Raw genomic sequence first — 13,461 nt, 5'->3', positions numbered from 1 at the left:
CGAACCTCATTCCATCGGCGGGCGCTGGGCGTCCCCGATCTCCTGGAGGGTGCCGTCGGCGACGAGGTCGCTGACCGAGCCGGGCAGCACGTAGGCCGTGCCCCCACCGGGCTGCTCGAACCACGGCACCGCCGTGCCGCGCAGCGCCTGCAGGGGTCGCTGCACGCGGAACGCCGCGTACCCGCGGGTGGACCACTGCGGCGGCAGCGACCGCTGGTTGTACGGCGTGTGGGCCGCGTAGGTGACGTTGCCCGCCGGGTCGCCGAAGCGGTCCAGCTCGGTGCCGGGCTGCAGCACGAGGTTGCGCCGGTCCCGGTACAGCGTCAACGGCGGTTCGCCGCGCAGCGGCTGGATGTTCCCCGTCGTCTGCTGCTGTTGCTGCGACGGGTGCGGCTGCTCACCGGGGGCGTTCTGCGGCGGGCGCTTGATCGGCCCGCCGGGACGGCCCTGCGGTTCGCCCTGCTGCGGGGCCTGGCCCTGCGGTCCCGGTCCCTGCCGCGGCGGTCCGGCCATGCCCGGCCCGGACGGGCCGGGACGGCGGTCGGCGCCCCCGGTCGGAGCGGCGCCGGGGCCGCCGTGCGGGCCCTGCGGTCCGGGCGCGCCCGGACGTCCCGCCTGGTCCTGCTCGGGGCGCTGGCCGCGCTGCGGCAGCGGCGGGTTCGCCGGGCCGCCCTGCGGGCCGGGCTGCGGGGCCTGCGGGTGCTGCGAGCCCGGCTGCACGGGACTCTGCACCCCCGGTGCTTGGGCACCCGGTGCCTGCGCCGCCGGGTTCTGCGCCCCCGGGTTCTGGGCAGCCGGGTTCTGGGCGAAGCCGTTCGGCGCCGCCCCGTTCACGTTCGGCATCGGCTGGAACCGGGTCGCCTCCGCGTCCGGTGCCGCCGGCTGGAAACCGCCCTCGTCCGCGGGTTCCTGCTCGGGGGCCTGGTTGGCGGTGAACAGGAAGTGCCCGCCGGTACCGGGCGCGGGCTGGCGCTGCGCGGGTTCGGCCGGGGCACCGCGGCGCGGCAGGTCGCCGAGCGCGGAGCGCTGGTCGGCGGCGTCCGCGGACTCCCGCTCCGGCTCGGCCTGGTGGTCGGCGGCCTGCGCTTCGGCGGCGTCGACGGCCGGGGTCCCGGCCGCCTGCGCTTCGGCGGACTGGGCGTCGAACGGCTGGGCGTCGAACGGCTGGGCGTCGACGGACTGGGCCGCGAAGGGCTGCTGCGCCTCGAAGACCTCCGCCTCGGCGGGCCGGGCTTCCGGGGTCTCACCGAGATCCCGGGCCGCGCGGTCACCGCGCTGCGGGAGCTCGGCGGCCTCGTCCGCCCGGTGGTCGGTGAACAGACCGGCCGCGGGGGAGTCGGGCGTGCTGCCGAACGCGGCGAACCGCTCCGAGCGACCCGGCTGCTCCACTTCGGACCCGTCCGCGGTGGCGAACCCGGCGGGTTCCGGCTCCGGCGCGGGCGCGGCGGGTTCCGCGGTGTCCGCGTCCGGACGCGGGGATTCCGGACGCGGGGATTCCGGCCGCGAGGGCTCCGAACGCAGCGGCTCCGCCGGCGGGGCTTCCGCCGGCGAGCGCCGCCGCTGGTCCTCGGCGGCGGGCAGCGGCTCGGTGCTGGACAGCAGCAGGCTGCCGAGCAGGAAGGCCGCCGCCTGGTCGGCGTGCTCGAAGTGGACGTCGCCGTGCAGGTCGTCCTCGCCGGCGGTCACCACCCAGCCGGGCTCGTCGCGCAGCAGGCAGCGCGCGTCGGGGGAGTGGCTGCCGACGCGGTACTCGCCGCCGTCCACGCCCAGCTCGATGAGCCGGTCGTGCAGCCGCGCCAGCACGGCCTGCGTCTCGTCGAGGTCCTCGTCCGCGCCGCTGCCGAGGCCGTGCCGCGAACCGGACTCCTCGGCCACGTCCTCGTCCAGGCCGAGCCCGGCGGGAGCCTGGTCGACCGGCTCGTCGTCGTGGGTGATCAGCGGGAGCCCGGCGTCCGGCGCGGAGTCCTCGGCCGGCTTCTCGCGGCGCCCGAGCACCGGGGTGCCCGGTTCGAAAGCGGCCTCGGGTTCCTCGCCGTGCGTGATCAGCGGCGGTTCGGCGTCGGCCGGGGTGCGCTCGGCGGGCTTCTCGCGGCGGCCGAGCACCGCCCCGCTCGACTCGAACGCGTGCTCCTCCCGCCACGAGTCGCCGGGCCGGTCGATCTCGGTCGGCTCGGCGGGCGCGGGCAGCCGCACCGCGTAGTCCTCCTCGACGCGCGGCGTCTCGCCGGTGGCCTGCTCGTCGTACCCGTCGTGCTCGGGCTGGTCGAACAGCTCGCGCACCGCGGCGTCCCGGGTGCGGTCGTCCACCTCGCCGAGCGCGAAGCGGCGCGAGCGGATGTGCTCGACGAGCTCCGGCTGCGGCGGCACGCCGTACTGCATCAGGTAGTAGGGCACCGCGCCCGGCCACACCCACGTCCCGTCGGTGTGCCAGGTCGAGGGCACCGAAGCGGGGGCGTTCGGGTCGAGCAGGTCGTCGTCGTTGTCGCGGGACGCGAGCACGATCGGCGCGTTCTCCAGGTAGTGGCGCAGCGCGCCGATCTCGTCCTGGGGCACCGGCGCCCGGGTCGCCACCAGCGGGCGGCCCTGGTCGTCGAAGTCGTCGAACACCAGCGCCGTCCGGAATTCCGCGTCCGGGTCGTCCGCCGCCGGCGGTTCCGCGGCGAACGCGGCCGGTTCCGGCTCGTGCTGCTCGCCGCGGCGCGACTCCCGGCGCGGGAGAGCGGGGGCGGCCTCCTGCGCGGGGTGGTCCTGCCGCGGCGGTTCGGTCTGCTGCGCGGGCGCTTCCGGCTGCTGGCCGGCCTGCTCCGCGGGCGCGGTCGCGCCGTCCAGCTTCTCCCGCATCCAGTCCGGCACGTTGTCGTCGGTGCGCGGGTAGCGGCGGAGCTCGTCGACGTACGCGGCGCGCGGCAGCGGGCGCTGCCACTGCGGCTCGGCGTCGAAGTTGATGTCGATGCGGTAGCTCGACGGGCGCTCCACCACGTAGAGCGCGCTGAGCCACGTACCCACGTCGGGGCGGTACATGCCTTCCCGCAGGTGCTCGAAGATCCCCCACAGCTCTTCGGGCGGCTCCCACGGCTCGGTGCCACCGTCCTGGGCGGCGACCTCCCCGAGCAGATCCTGGTACTCGCCCGTGGCGCGGTACTCGACCGTGATCTGCTGCCAGTCCTCAGGTGCGGCCTGCAACAGCAGGACGCCGATCCTGCGGGCTATCTGTTCCTGCTCTTCCGGACTGATCGCTGTCAGACGCGACATGGGTGACATCCTCCCCCTCTCAACCGGGCCCACCGACCCCGCCCCGCGAAAACGCTACTCGAAGGGTCGTTCGTGGTGTGTCGTCCCGGGTGAGTTCGGTGCAGTGGTTCGGCGCCGTGGGTGCGGCGGTGATCGTCGGGCGGGTCGTTCCGAGCTCCAAAGCCTGCCTTGTGGACGTCCGGAGCGACATCACACCACCAGGTGTGATCCGCCGTACGAAAATCGCTGGCCGTTGCGGACGCCGACCGGCACAGTGAACCGCGTGCTGCGCCCGTACCTGTTGTTGGCCCAGGTTCCGCACGCGTTCACGCTGCTCGGCGCAGGTCTGCTGGCTCGATTGCACCAACCGGCGATCAACCTGGTGCTCACGTTCCTGATCGCGGACCGCACCGGTTCTTACACGGCCGGTGGTGTGATCGGCGGCGCGATCACCGTCGGTCAAGCCGTGGCGGGTCCGGTGCGCGGCCGGGCGGCGGACCGCGCGGGGCCGACCGGAGTGCTCCTGATCACGGGGTGCGGTTACGGGCTGGGGCTGTTCGCGATCGCGTTCCTGGCAGGTCCGGACAGCCGGCTGCCCGCGCAGTGGTGGTGGCTGCTGGTTCCCGTGGCGTTCGCCACGGGACTGTCCTTCCCGCCCGCGGGCCAGGTGGGGCGGGCCGTGTGGGTGCGGATCGCGGACGGCCCGGCCCGGCAGGCCGCGTTCGCGGTGGAGGCCACGGCGCAGGAGCTGCTGTTCGTGGTCTCCCCGATCCTCGCCGCGTTCGTCGTCGCCGTGCAGGGCGCGTTCGCCGCGACCGCGTGGTGCGGGGTGATCGGCGCGGCCGGGGCGGCCGTGTTCGCGTTCGTGCTGCGCCGGGCCGGGATCGACGCGGTGCCCGCGGCAGGAGAGCGGTCCGGGGGTGAGCCGCTGTTCGCCGCGCGCGGGTTCGCGCTGGCGCTGGGGTTCACCTGCCTGATGATCGGCGGGGTGATCTCGGTGGACCTGCTGCTGGTCGGCTGGGCGCGGGACCGCGGCACCCCGGAGCTGGCCGGCTACCTGGCCGCGGTGTGGGCGGTCGGCTCGCTGATCGGCGGGCTGCTGCTGGGCGCGTCGGCGCGGCGGCCCCGGCTGTGGCTGCGCGGTGCGCTGGTGGCGGCGGGCGTGGCGGTGCTGGTGCCGGTGTTGCCGCCGGTCGCCGATCCCGGGTCGCCGTGGCTGGTGAGCGCGGTGCTGCTGGTGGGCGGCCTGGCGATCGCGCCGACGTTCGCGGCGAACAACGCGCGGATCGGCGAACTCGCCCCGGCGGGCAGGCGGGTGGAGGCGTTCGGCTGGCTGGCGAGCGCGGGCATGGTCGGGTCCGCGATCGCGGCGCCGCTGACCGGGGCGCTGCTGGACGCGTCCGGGCCCGCGGCGGCCGCGGCGGCGGGGACCGCGCTGGCGCTGGCCGCGGTGTGCCTCGCCGCACATCCGAGCGTGCGGACGCGGCCCGCGGAGGACACTCCCGTCCCGTGAGTGCTGAAGCTTCCGCCACCCGCGGCCGAGCCCTCGGCATGGCCGGTGCCGTGCTGGTCGGAGTGGTGCTGTCGGTGCAGTCGCGGCTCAACGGTGCGCTCGGCGCGCAGCTCGGGGACGGGCTCGGGGCCGCGTTGATCTCCTTCGGTTCCGGGCTGGTCGTGCTGCTGCTGGCCACCCCGTTCCTGCCCGTCGCGCGCGCGGGCCTGCGCACGGTGCGGACGGCCCTGCGCGACGGGGGCCTGCGCTGGTGGCAGTGCCTCGGCGGTGTCGCGGGCGGGTTCCTCGTGTTCGGGCAGGGCCTGTCGGCGGCGGCGCTGGGCGTCGCGCTGTTCACCGTCGCCGTCGTCGCGGGGCAGGTCGCCAGCGGGCTCGTCGTGGACCGGATCGGGCTCGGACCCGCCGGGCCGCAGCGGGGGACGGCACCGCGCGTGGTGGGCGCGGTGCTGGCGGTGCTCGCGGTGCTGGTCGCGGTGTGGGAGGAGCTGACCGGGTCCGGCGCGAGCTGGCTGATCCTGGTGCCCGCGCTCGCCGGGATCGGCGTGGCCTGGCAGCAGGCGGTGAACGGCCGGGTGAAGCAGACCGCCGGGTCGCCCGCCTCCGCCGCGGTGATCAATTTCGGGGTGGGGGCGACGGGACTGCTGCTGGCCTGGCTGGTGGAGGTCGCGGTGCGCGGCCTGCCCGGTCCGCTGCCGCCGCAGCCGTGGCTGTACCTCGGCGGAGTGCTCGGCATCTTCGTGATCGGCGGCGCCGCCGCGCTGGTGCACCGCACCGGGGTGCTGGTGCTGAGCATGGGGATGGTCGCCGGCCAGCTGTTCGGGGCGCTGCTGCTGGACCTGCTGGCACCCGCGCCCGGCACCAGCGTGCCGCTGACCACCGTCGTCGGCGTCGCCCTCACGTTCGTCGCGGTCGCCGTCGCCTCACTGCCGGACCGGTTCGCCCGAGCGTGATCCCGCCGGACCAGCCGGGCCCGCGTCTGCCACGATGAGCAACCGTGAGCGCCACGATCCTGGACGGCAAAGCCACCAAGAACGCGATCTACGAGGAGCTGCGCGGCCGCGTCGCCGCACTCGCCGCGCGCGGCGCCACCCCCGGGCTGGGCACCGTGCTCGTCGGCGACGACCCCGGGAGCCAGTCGTACGTGCGCGGCAAGCACAACGACTGCGCCAAGGTCGGCATCGCCTCGCTGCGCCGCGACCTGCCCGCAGACAGCAGCCAGGCCGACCTGGAGGCGGTGCTCGACGAGCTCAACGCCGACCCGGCCTGCACCGGCTACATCGTGCAGCTGCCGCTGCCCGCGCACCTCGACGCCGGTCCGCTGCTGGAGCGCGTCGCCCCGGACAAGGACGCCGACGGGCTGCACCCGATCAGCCTCGGCCGCCTCGTGCTCGGTGAACCCGCGCCGCTGCCGTGCACCCCGCGCGGCATCGTGGAACTGCTGCGCCGCCACGACGTGCCGCTGGACGGCGCGCACGTCGCCGTCGTCGGCCGCGGCATCACCGTCGGCCGCCCGCTGGGCCTGCTGCTGACCCGCCGCGGCGAGAACGCCACCACCACCCTCTGCCACACCGGCACCCGCGACCTGGCCGCGATCGTCCGCACCGCCGACGTCGTCGTGGCCGCCGCCGGGCGCCCGAACCTGATCACCCCGGACATGGTGAAGCCGGGAGCCGCGGTGCTCGACGTCGGCGTCACCCGCACCGAGGACGGCGTGGCCGGGGACGTGCACCCCGACGTCGCCGAGGTCGCCGGGCACCTCTCGCCGAACCCCGGCGGGGTCGGGCCGATGACCAGGGCGATGCTGCTCACCAACGTCGTGGAAGCGGCGGAGCGCCATGCCGCGTGACGGATCGGACGGTCCCCGCGGGCTCGGATCTACGATGACCCGGCAGTTCGGGCAAGCGTGGGAGGCCGGCATGAACGAACGCTTCGGCGACCGGGCGAAGTGGGCGGTGCACGTGCCGTTCGCGCTGGTGCTGCTGGTCGCGGCGATCGGATTCCTGCGGATCGCGATGCACGCGTGGCGGGAGGGCTCGATGCTGCTGAGCCTCGCGCTGCTGCTGGCGGCGGCCGCGCGGGCGTTCCTGCCCCAGGAGCAGGTGGGGCTGATCGCGGTCCGCTCCCGCACGGTCGACCTGATCCTCTACGGCGGGTTCGGGTTGGTGCTGCTAGCCGTAGCAGTGACCATCGTCGGCGGCCCACTGGATTTCTGAGCTTGGTCCCCGCTCGTCTTGGCCCGGTGGTGGGGTGGCGGAACCTCAGCGGGATTCTCGCTGCGGGATCTTTTTCCCGAGTGGCTCCGCCACGAGGGAAAAGCTGTCCTCGCGAGAATCCCGCTGAGAACCCGCGGGTGGTCCGGTTGCTCTTGTGGTCAGCTGCTCAGCGGCTTCGCCGCTGACGGGAAGAACGGCGAAGCCGGGGCGAGCTCGCTCATTCCCACCAGAAGGACCAGGTGCGGCGGGCGCGGATCTCGCGGGCGTAGGAGGCGATGCTGCCGGCGTCCTGCAGGACCCGGTCCGGGCAGAACGCCCAGTGCTCCGCGGCGACCGACGTGGCGTGCGCCGGGTCCTGCGGCGGGGCCGCGACGCTCACGTCCAGCCGGTCCGGCCCGAGCCGCAGCAGCCGCGCCCCGAACCGGTCCTCCCAGCTGCGCAGCAGCGCCGACATGCCCGCGGTGCGGGACACGTGGTTCGCCGCCCCGGACCAGCCGAGCACGGTGAGCACGTCGGACCCGCGCCGCACCGGCACCAGCCCGAGCCGCGTCTCGTCGTCGACGAACCGGGTGGCCTGCTGGTTGGCGAGGATGTCCGGGTCGGCCAGCAGGTTCCCGGCGGGCGCCAGCTCCGGGCAGTTCGCGTCGAACGGCGCCAGCGAATCCATGTCGTAGGCGGGGCCGAGGTCGTCGTCGGCCCGGCACAGCCCCTCCCAGATCCGCAGCATCACGTCCTCGGCTCGCCACAGGTCGATGTGCTCCAGCGGCTCCGGGGGCACGACGCCGACGGTGCACCGGCTGCCGTAGGTCTCGGTGTCGTCGCACAGCAGCAGCGGCCACAGCCCGGTGCGCCGGTGGTCGGCGCGCAGCGCCCCCAGCAGCCGCGGCGCCGGCCGGTCGAAGCTGATCCAGCACAGCGGCGGCTCGTCCCCGTTGGCGCGGGTGGACTGCTCGGTGAGCAGTTCGCCGTCGGGCAGCGGGACGGAGGGCGCGACGCCGGAGGCTCTGGCGAGCAGCTCCGAGAGGTCGGCAGGGGTCTCGGTGGCCTGGTCGTCGTGCAACTCGTCACCGCCTCCTCACCGGACGTCACGCCGCGCCCACCCTAATCAGGGGCGCCGGGCGGTCGGTGAACCTGCCGCCTTTTCGTGATCCGCACCGCCGCGGCGGCAGGCCCGGCCTCAGGGCAGCAGCACGATCTTCCCGGTGGACTTCCCCGATCGGTGCAGGTCGAGGGCTCGGGCGGCGTCCCGCAGCGGGAGCCGGTGCGAGATCAACGGGTGCAGTTCGCCGTCGGCGAGCATCCGGAGCAGCCCGGCGAGGTCGTCGCGGTACCGGCCGTCGGCCCGCACGTAGTACATCCGGGCGCGCCGCCCGCCGGCCCGGCCGAGCAGCCGCAGCGCCTCCCAGCGGGCGATGCGCAGGGCGACGTCCGCGTACGGCTTCCACCACGAGCCCGCGTCGTCGAGGGTGCCCGCGCTGCCGTAGCTGATCAGCCGCCCGCCGGGGGCGAGGAGTTCCCAGGAGCGGGTGAGGCTGTCCGGGCCGAGCGGGTCGAACACGGCGTCCACTCCGGACGGTGCGAGCTCCCGGACGCGGCGGCCGACGTCCTCGGTGCGGTGGTCGACGAGTTCGGCGCCGAGCCCGGCCAGCCGCTCGTGCCGGTGCCCGGAGGCGGTGCCGATGGCGCGCACGCCCGCGAGCCGGCACAGCTGCAGCAAGGTGCTGCCGACGCCGCCGCCCGCGCCGTGCACCAGCACGGTGCCGCCGCGCGGGACGCGGGCGCTGCGGTGCAGCAGCTGCCAGGCGGTGACGCCGTTGGTGACCAGCGCGACCGCTTCGTCGGCGGGTACCTGCGCGGGCAGCACCACCGCGAGTTCGGCGGCGAGCTCGACGTGCTCGGCCCAGGCGCCGGTGCGGGTCATCGCGGCGACGCGCTGCCCGGGCCGGCAGGTGGTGACGCCGGGTCCGGTGGCGACGACCTCGCCGACGAGGTCGTAGCCGGGCACGAAGGGGAACGCGGGCTGCATCGGGTAGCGGCCGCCGAGCATCTGCACTTCGGCGAAGGAGAGCCCGGCCGCTTCGACGCGGACCAGCACGCGGCCTGCGCCGGGCGCCGCGTGCTCGGTCTCCCTGCTGGTGAGCACGTCCTGCGGGGCGCCGAGCCCGGTGAGCACGAGTTCGCGGCCGGTGATCGCGGTGGTGGTCATGGTCGAACCTCCAGGGGTGAGACTACGTAACGAACGTGAGAGCTTCTAACGAAAGAGTGCCCCTGTTACCATCGCGCTGTCAACAGGGAGGTCCGCACCGCATGTCCGCACCCCAGCGCAGCCCCCGCGAGCGCTACCGCGACCAGACCCGCGCCGAGGCCAAGCAGGTGGCGCTGGAGCAGCTCGCCGAATCGGGCCCGGCGGGCATCTCGGTGAACGCCATCGCCAAGCGCATGGGCATCACCGGCCCCGCGCTCTACCGCTACTTCGAGAACCGGGACGCGCTGCTGAGCGCGCTGATCGTCGACGCCTACCGGGACGTGGCGGAGGCGGTGGAAGGGGCCGCCGAACGGCACCGCAGGAAGGCGCCGGCCCGGCGGGTGCGGGAGGTGGCGCTGGAATGGCGGCGGTGGGCGCTGGCGCAGCCGCACCGCTACCTGCTGCTCTACGGCACGCCGGTGCCGGGATACGCCGCGCCGGAGGAGACCTACGAGCTCGCCGACCGCGCCCTGCGCGCGCTGCAGGCGCTGTTCGCGGAGCTGGTACCCGCCGACCCGCCGCCGCGCACCGAGCTGGACGAGCAGCTGATCGCGCTGCGCGCGAAGCGGTCGGGGGAGGAGCTGCCGCCCGCGGCGCTGCGGCGCGGCGCGGTGGCCTGGACCCGCTTGCACGGGGTGCTGAGCCTGGAGGTGCAGGGCCAGTTCGCCGGGACCGGCATCGACCCGGAGCTGCTGTTCCGCGCGGAGCTCGACGCGCTGCTCGCCGAACCCTGGTAGGTGCCGCCCGGTGCCGGGCGGCACCCGTCCGCGGTCAGGCCTCCTGCGCGCGCCGCGGCTCGACGATGCAGTCGGGTCCCGGGTAGACGAGCCGTTCGTGCCCGTCGTCGAACCGCACGAGGTACGGCGGGGCACCCGCCGTGCCGCGCACCTCCAGGATCAGCCCGGTGCGGTCGGTCTCCTCCACCGTCCGGCTGTGCACGTGCAGTTGATCGCCGATGGCTGCTCTCATCACGCTCACCTCCGCATCCAGGCTAGGGGTGGGGAGGGGCGGTTCGCAGTCCGCTGACCTGCGCGATCAGCCGGTGACCTCGGCGCAGGTGTCCGCCACGGCGGCGGTCTTCTCCAGGTGCTGCTGCGACCAGTTGAGGCCGTTCTGCAGCGTGATCTGGCCGGTGGCGACCTGGTCCAGGGAGGCTTGGACGTCGAGCAGCCGGTCCTGCAGGGTCCGGTCGCCGACGCGCTGGGCGAGCGCGCTGATCTCGTCGGCCTTGGTGCGGGCGTCGTCCTGCGCCTGCTCCACGTCGGCGAGGTTCGGGGTGTAGCCGGCGGCTTCGAGCGCGTCCACGCAGGCGGTGGCCTTGTCCAGCCCCTGCTGGGCCTGGTCCAGGCGGTCCCGGCCTTCCTGGAGCTGCCCGCACCCGGCGAGCACCGGCAGCACCAGCGCCGCCGCGACCATGAGCTGCCGACCGGCTCGCATCGATCTCCCCCGAGGGTTCGTCGGCGCCCGCGCGCCACCTGCTCATCACCTTATCGAGCGACTCGTGCCGTGGTGGGCGTTGTGCGTCACTCCACGCGGTCGGCGCAGCGAGGCGCCCCGCCGCGCCGGAGCGGGTGATCGGCGGTCAGGGGCGCGGCGTCAGCCACCGCATGACCTCGGGCGGCAGGTCCAGCGTCGCGATCCACGGGGCGGCGCCGACGCGGTAGAGCACCACCGCGCCCAGCACCACGGCGACGATCGTCAGGGCGGGGCCGACCAGCACCATCTCCACCTTGCCGCCGGTGCGCATCCGCATCGCCTTCGGCGGCGCCACCGCGTACCAGGTCTGGCCGTCCAGCGGGATCGGCCACAGCATCGGGCAGCCCTGCTCGGTGATGGCGTCGCCGAGGAAGTGCATGACGCAGCCGAGGATCACCGCGACGCCGAGCGCCGCCGCCTCCGTGGGCTGGTCGCCGGTCCACGCCCAGCAGGCCGCGGTCAGCGCCAGCGAGGCCACCGCGATGAGCAGCGCGTCCCGCCGCGGGTTCCAGGTGTGCATGATGCCGCGCACGGCGAGCCCGGCGAAGGTGAACATGAGCACGCCGATCGCGATCGAGCTGGTGCTCTGCACGATGGCGGTGGTGACCAGCCCGGCCAGCACCGCGAACACGACGGTGTGGGTGAACCCGCGGTGCGTGCCCTCCCGGTCGCTGTCGTGCTTGGTGCGGGTGAGCCGGTACATGAACCCGCTGAACCCGCTGAACATCGCGGACACGCCCCGGGACAGCGCGCCGAAGGTGCTGGCCACGGTGGATTTGGGGTGGTCGATGTCGGGTAGTAGTGCGGCACCGGACGCGAGCGTGGCGCCGACGACCCACGTCTTCGGGGACAGCTGGCCGATGAGGTGCTGGTCGGCGAGCGCGGTCACTGCCGCCCACGCGGCCAGTCCGCTCATGGCGTGTGTGGGTCCCGTCGACAAAGCCGCCTCCCCGTGATCGTGGCCTCCGCGAGCCTAGAAGGTGATCTCGCGGCGAGTGGCCGGGTGGGCGTTTTCGTCTCAGGGCGGTGTCGCGGGAGCCGGGGCCGGGGCACAATCGATACCGATAGCAGTACGCTTGTACCGCTTGCATTCTCGCGAGAGGAGCACCCCGCCACATGAGCAAGATCAAGGTCCAGGGAACGATCGCCGAGCTCGACGGCGACGAGATGACCCGGATCATCTGGTCCTTCATCAAGGACAAGCTGATCCACCCGTATCTGGACGTGAACCTCGATTACTACGACCTGGGCATCGAGCACCGGGACGCCACCGACGACCAGGTGACGGTGGACGCCGCGAAGGCCATCGCCCAGCACGGCGTAGGCGTCAAGTGCGCCACGATCACGCCGGACGAGGCCCGAGTGGAGGAGTTCGGCCTGAAGAAGATGTGGCGGAGCCCGAACGGGACCATCCGCAACATCCTCGGTGGCGTCATCTTCCGCGAGCCCATCGTGATCTCGAACATCCCGCGCTACGTGCCCACGTGGACCAAGCCGATCATCATCGGCCGCCACGCGCACGGCGACCAGTACAAGGCCACGGACTTCAAGGTCCCCGGCCCCGGCACGGTCACCATCACCTACACGCCCGCGGACGGCTCCGAGCCGATCCAGCAGGAGGTCGCGCAGTTCCCGACCGACGGCGGCGTGGCCATGGCCATGTACAACTACAAGCGCTCCATCGAGGAGTTCGCCCGCGCGTCCTTCCGCTACGGGCTGGAGCGCGAGTACCCGGTGTACATGTCCACCAAGAACACGATCCTCAAGGCCTACGACGGCGTCTTCAAGGACGTCTTCGAAGAGGTCTTCGAGAACGAGTTCAAGGAGGCCTTCGACGCCAAGGGCCTGACCTACGAGCACCGCCTCATCGACGACATGGTCGCCACGGCCATGAAGTGGGAGGGCGGCTACGTCTGGGCGTGCAAGAACTACGACGGTGACGTGCAGTCCGACACCGTGGCGCAGGGCTTCGGCTCGCTGGGCCTGATGACCTCGGTCCTGATGACCGAGGACGGCAAGGTCGAGGCGGAGGCCGCGCACGGCACGGTCACCCGCCACTACCGCCAGCACCAGCAGGGCAAGCCGACGTCGACCAACCCGATCGCGTCGATCTTCGCCTGGACCCGCGGCCTGGAGCAGCGCGGCCGGCTGGACTCCACCCCGGAGGTCACCGGTTTCGCCCAGGCGCTGGAGCAGGTCGTCGTCGAGACCGTCGAGAGCGGCAAGATGACCAAGGACCTGGCGCTGCTCGTCGGCGGCGACCAGGGCTACCAGACCACCGAGGAGTTCCTGGCCTCGCTGGACGAGAACCTGCAGAAGAAGATGGCCGACCGCTGATCTTCGCCTGAAGGCATCCGCTGAACGCGCCACCCTCGCCCCGCTTCCCGGGGTGGGAGTGGCGTTTTCGCGTTCCGGAGCGGCCCCGTGATGAGATCACCGCAGCACCCGATGCGGAGGAGGAACGGATGCCGTACCAGTACAAGGTCGTGGAGCTCCGGGAGAAGTGGCTCGGCGGCAAGATGTCCGGCGACAAGCTCGAAGGCGTCCTCAACGAGCACGCCGCGGACGGCTGGCGGATGAAGACCATCACCGGCGCCGACGTGAAGGGGCGGCTGGGGCCCGGCGGAGTAGAAGGACTCCTGATCACCTTCGAACGCGAGGTCTGATCTTCTGGTCTTCGCCCTCGTTCTGCGAGGCTGGGTGGGTGGCGGAACCTCAGCGGTTCCCCCGCTGCGGGATCGTTTTCACCGGTGGCTCCGCCACAGGCGAAAACGCTGTCCTCG

The 13,461-nt window shown here is 73.6% G+C and carries 14 protein-coding genes and 1 pseudogene; 8 read left to right on the top strand and 7 right to left on the bottom strand.

The genetic code is table 11. The features are described from left to right. Positions 1-6 precede the first annotated feature (6 nt). Positions 7-3,252, bottom strand: coding sequence for a glycohydrolase toxin TNT-related protein (locus LCD35_RS30330; protein WP_304621311.1), 3,246 nt, complete (start codon positions 3,250-3,252; stop codon positions 7-9). A gap of 262 nt (positions 3,253-3,514) precedes the next feature. Here LCD35_RS30330 and LCD35_RS20515 point away from each other — a divergent pair, with 262 nt between their 5' ends. The 4 genes from LCD35_RS20515 (at position 3,515) to LCD35_RS20500 (ending at position 6,957) form a co-directional block, all read left to right on the top strand. Next, entirely contained in the window at positions 3,515-4,744 is a 1,230-nt protein-coding gene (locus LCD35_RS20515) for an MFS transporter (protein WP_225044684.1), read from the top strand. Next, on the top strand, positions 4,741-5,694 hold the full coding sequence (locus tag LCD35_RS20510) for a DMT family transporter (protein WP_224957933.1): 954 nt from the start codon (positions 4,741-4,743) through the stop codon (positions 5,692-5,694). Before LCD35_RS20515 ends, LCD35_RS20510 begins: the two co-directional genes overlap by 4 nt. 44 nt (positions 5,695-5,738) lie before the next feature. Further along, positions 5,739-6,590 (top strand): bifunctional methylenetetrahydrofolate dehydrogenase/methenyltetrahydrofolate cyclohydrolase, encoded by an 852-nt coding sequence (locus LCD35_RS20505; RefSeq protein WP_224957932.1) that lies wholly within the window; start codon positions 5,739-5,741, stop codon positions 6,588-6,590. Between the two features lie 70 nt (positions 6,591-6,660). Then, on the top strand, positions 6,661-6,957 hold the full coding sequence (locus LCD35_RS20500) for a DUF3017 domain-containing protein (RefSeq protein ID WP_224957931.1): 297 nt from the start codon (positions 6,661-6,663) through the stop codon (positions 6,955-6,957). Positions 6,958-7,174: 217 nt separating this feature from the next. On the opposite strand, the gene LCD35_RS20495 is transcribed toward LCD35_RS20500, so the two are convergent. Both LCD35_RS20495 and LCD35_RS30070 read right to left on the bottom strand, forming a co-directional pair. Continuing rightward, entirely contained in the window at positions 7,175-8,017 is an 843-nt protein-coding gene (locus LCD35_RS20495) for a DUF4253 domain-containing protein (RefSeq protein WP_224957930.1), read from the bottom strand. A gap of 117 nt (positions 8,018-8,134) precedes the next feature. Then, positions 8,135-8,821 carry a zinc-binding dehydrogenase gene (locus tag LCD35_RS30070; protein ID WP_374108119.1) on the bottom strand — a complete coding sequence of 229 codons (687 nt, stop codon included), beginning with the start codon at positions 8,819-8,821 and terminating at the stop codon, positions 8,135-8,137. Between LCD35_RS30070 and LCD35_RS30790 the strand changes: the two genes are divergently transcribed. Next, entirely contained in the window at positions 8,715-8,954 is a 240-nt protein-coding gene (locus LCD35_RS30790; RefSeq protein ID WP_374108118.1) for a hypothetical protein, read from the top strand. The genes LCD35_RS30070 and LCD35_RS30790 overlap by 107 nt on opposite strands. Here the strand turns inward: LCD35_RS30790 and LCD35_RS30785 are convergent. Continuing rightward, a pseudogene (locus tag LCD35_RS30785) lies at positions 8,840-9,163 on the bottom strand (alcohol dehydrogenase catalytic domain-containing protein); the annotation flags it as partial. The gene LCD35_RS30790 and the pseudogene LCD35_RS30785 overlap by 115 nt on opposite strands. Before the next feature lie 101 nt (positions 9,164-9,264). On the opposite strand from LCD35_RS30785, the gene LCD35_RS20475 reads away from it, so the two are divergent. Next, positions 9,265-9,939 (top strand): TetR/AcrR family transcriptional regulator, encoded by a 675-nt coding sequence (locus tag LCD35_RS20475; protein WP_224957929.1) that lies wholly within the window; start codon positions 9,265-9,267, stop codon positions 9,937-9,939. Between the two features lie 34 nt (positions 9,940-9,973). Here the strand turns inward: LCD35_RS20475 and LCD35_RS20470 are convergent, their stop codons facing one another. The 3 genes from LCD35_RS20470 to LCD35_RS20460 form a co-directional block, all read right to left on the bottom strand. Continuing rightward, the gene (locus LCD35_RS20470; protein WP_184482931.1) at positions 9,974-10,171 is read right to left on the bottom strand and encodes a DUF1918 domain-containing protein; all 198 of its coding nucleotides are present in this window, start codon (positions 10,169-10,171) and stop codon (positions 9,974-9,976) included. A gap of 66 nt (positions 10,172-10,237) precedes the next feature. Further along, the gene (locus tag LCD35_RS20465; protein ID WP_225044683.1) at positions 10,238-10,639 is read right to left on the bottom strand and encodes a hypothetical protein; all 402 of its coding nucleotides are present in this window, start codon (positions 10,637-10,639) and stop codon (positions 10,238-10,240) included. A gap of 145 nt (positions 10,640-10,784) precedes the next feature. Continuing rightward, positions 10,785-11,618: a metal-dependent hydrolase gene (locus LCD35_RS20460; protein ID WP_224957927.1), complete on the bottom strand. Its 834-nt coding sequence runs from the start codon at positions 11,616-11,618 to the stop codon at positions 10,785-10,787. A 176-nt stretch (positions 11,619-11,794) separates the two neighbouring features. Here LCD35_RS20460 and LCD35_RS20455 point away from each other — a divergent pair, with 176 nt between their 5' ends. Next, the gene (locus LCD35_RS20455; RefSeq protein WP_224957925.1) at positions 11,795-13,015 is read left to right on the top strand and encodes an NADP-dependent isocitrate dehydrogenase; all 1,221 of its coding nucleotides are present in this window, start codon (positions 11,795-11,797) and stop codon (positions 13,013-13,015) included. A gap of 128 nt (positions 13,016-13,143) precedes the next feature. Beyond that, a complete protein-coding gene (locus LCD35_RS20450) occupies positions 13,144-13,344 on the top strand; it encodes a DUF4177 domain-containing protein (RefSeq protein WP_224957924.1) in 201 nt (66 codons plus the stop codon). Positions 13,345-13,461 lie beyond the last annotated feature (117 nt).

The organism is Saccharopolyspora sp. 6V, from assembly GCF_020176785.1.
Classification (GTDB): domain Bacteria; phylum Actinomycetota; class Actinomycetes; order Mycobacteriales; family Pseudonocardiaceae; genus Saccharopolyspora_C; species Saccharopolyspora_C gregorii.
This window is presented reverse-complemented; position numbering and strand designations above follow the sequence as displayed.

Excerpts from the sequence above, each read along its gene's own strand:
- LCD35_RS30330 (WP_304621311.1), bottom strand. The coding sequence starts at position 3,252 with ATGTCGCGTCTGACAGCGATCAGTCCGGAAGAGCAGGAACAGATAGCC.
- LCD35_RS20500 (WP_224957931.1), top strand. The coding sequence starts at position 6,661 with ATGAACGAACGCTTCGGCGACCGGGCGAAGTGGGCGGTGCACGTGCCG.
- LCD35_RS20475 (WP_224957929.1), top strand. The coding sequence starts at position 9,265 with ATGTCCGCACCCCAGCGCAGCCCCCGCGAGCGCTACCGCGACCAGACC.
- LCD35_RS20470 (WP_184482931.1), bottom strand. The coding sequence starts at position 10,171 with ATGAGAGCAGCCATCGGCGATCAACTGCACGTGCACAGCCGGACGGTG.
- LCD35_RS20465 (WP_225044683.1), bottom strand. The coding sequence starts at position 10,639 with ATGCGAGCCGGTCGGCAGCTCATGGTCGCGGCGGCGCTGGTGCTGCCG.
- LCD35_RS20455 (WP_224957925.1), top strand. The coding sequence starts at position 11,795 with ATGAGCAAGATCAAGGTCCAGGGAACGATCGCCGAGCTCGACGGCGAC.
- LCD35_RS20450 (WP_224957924.1), top strand. The coding sequence starts at position 13,144 with ATGCCGTACCAGTACAAGGTCGTGGAGCTCCGGGAGAAGTGGCTCGGC.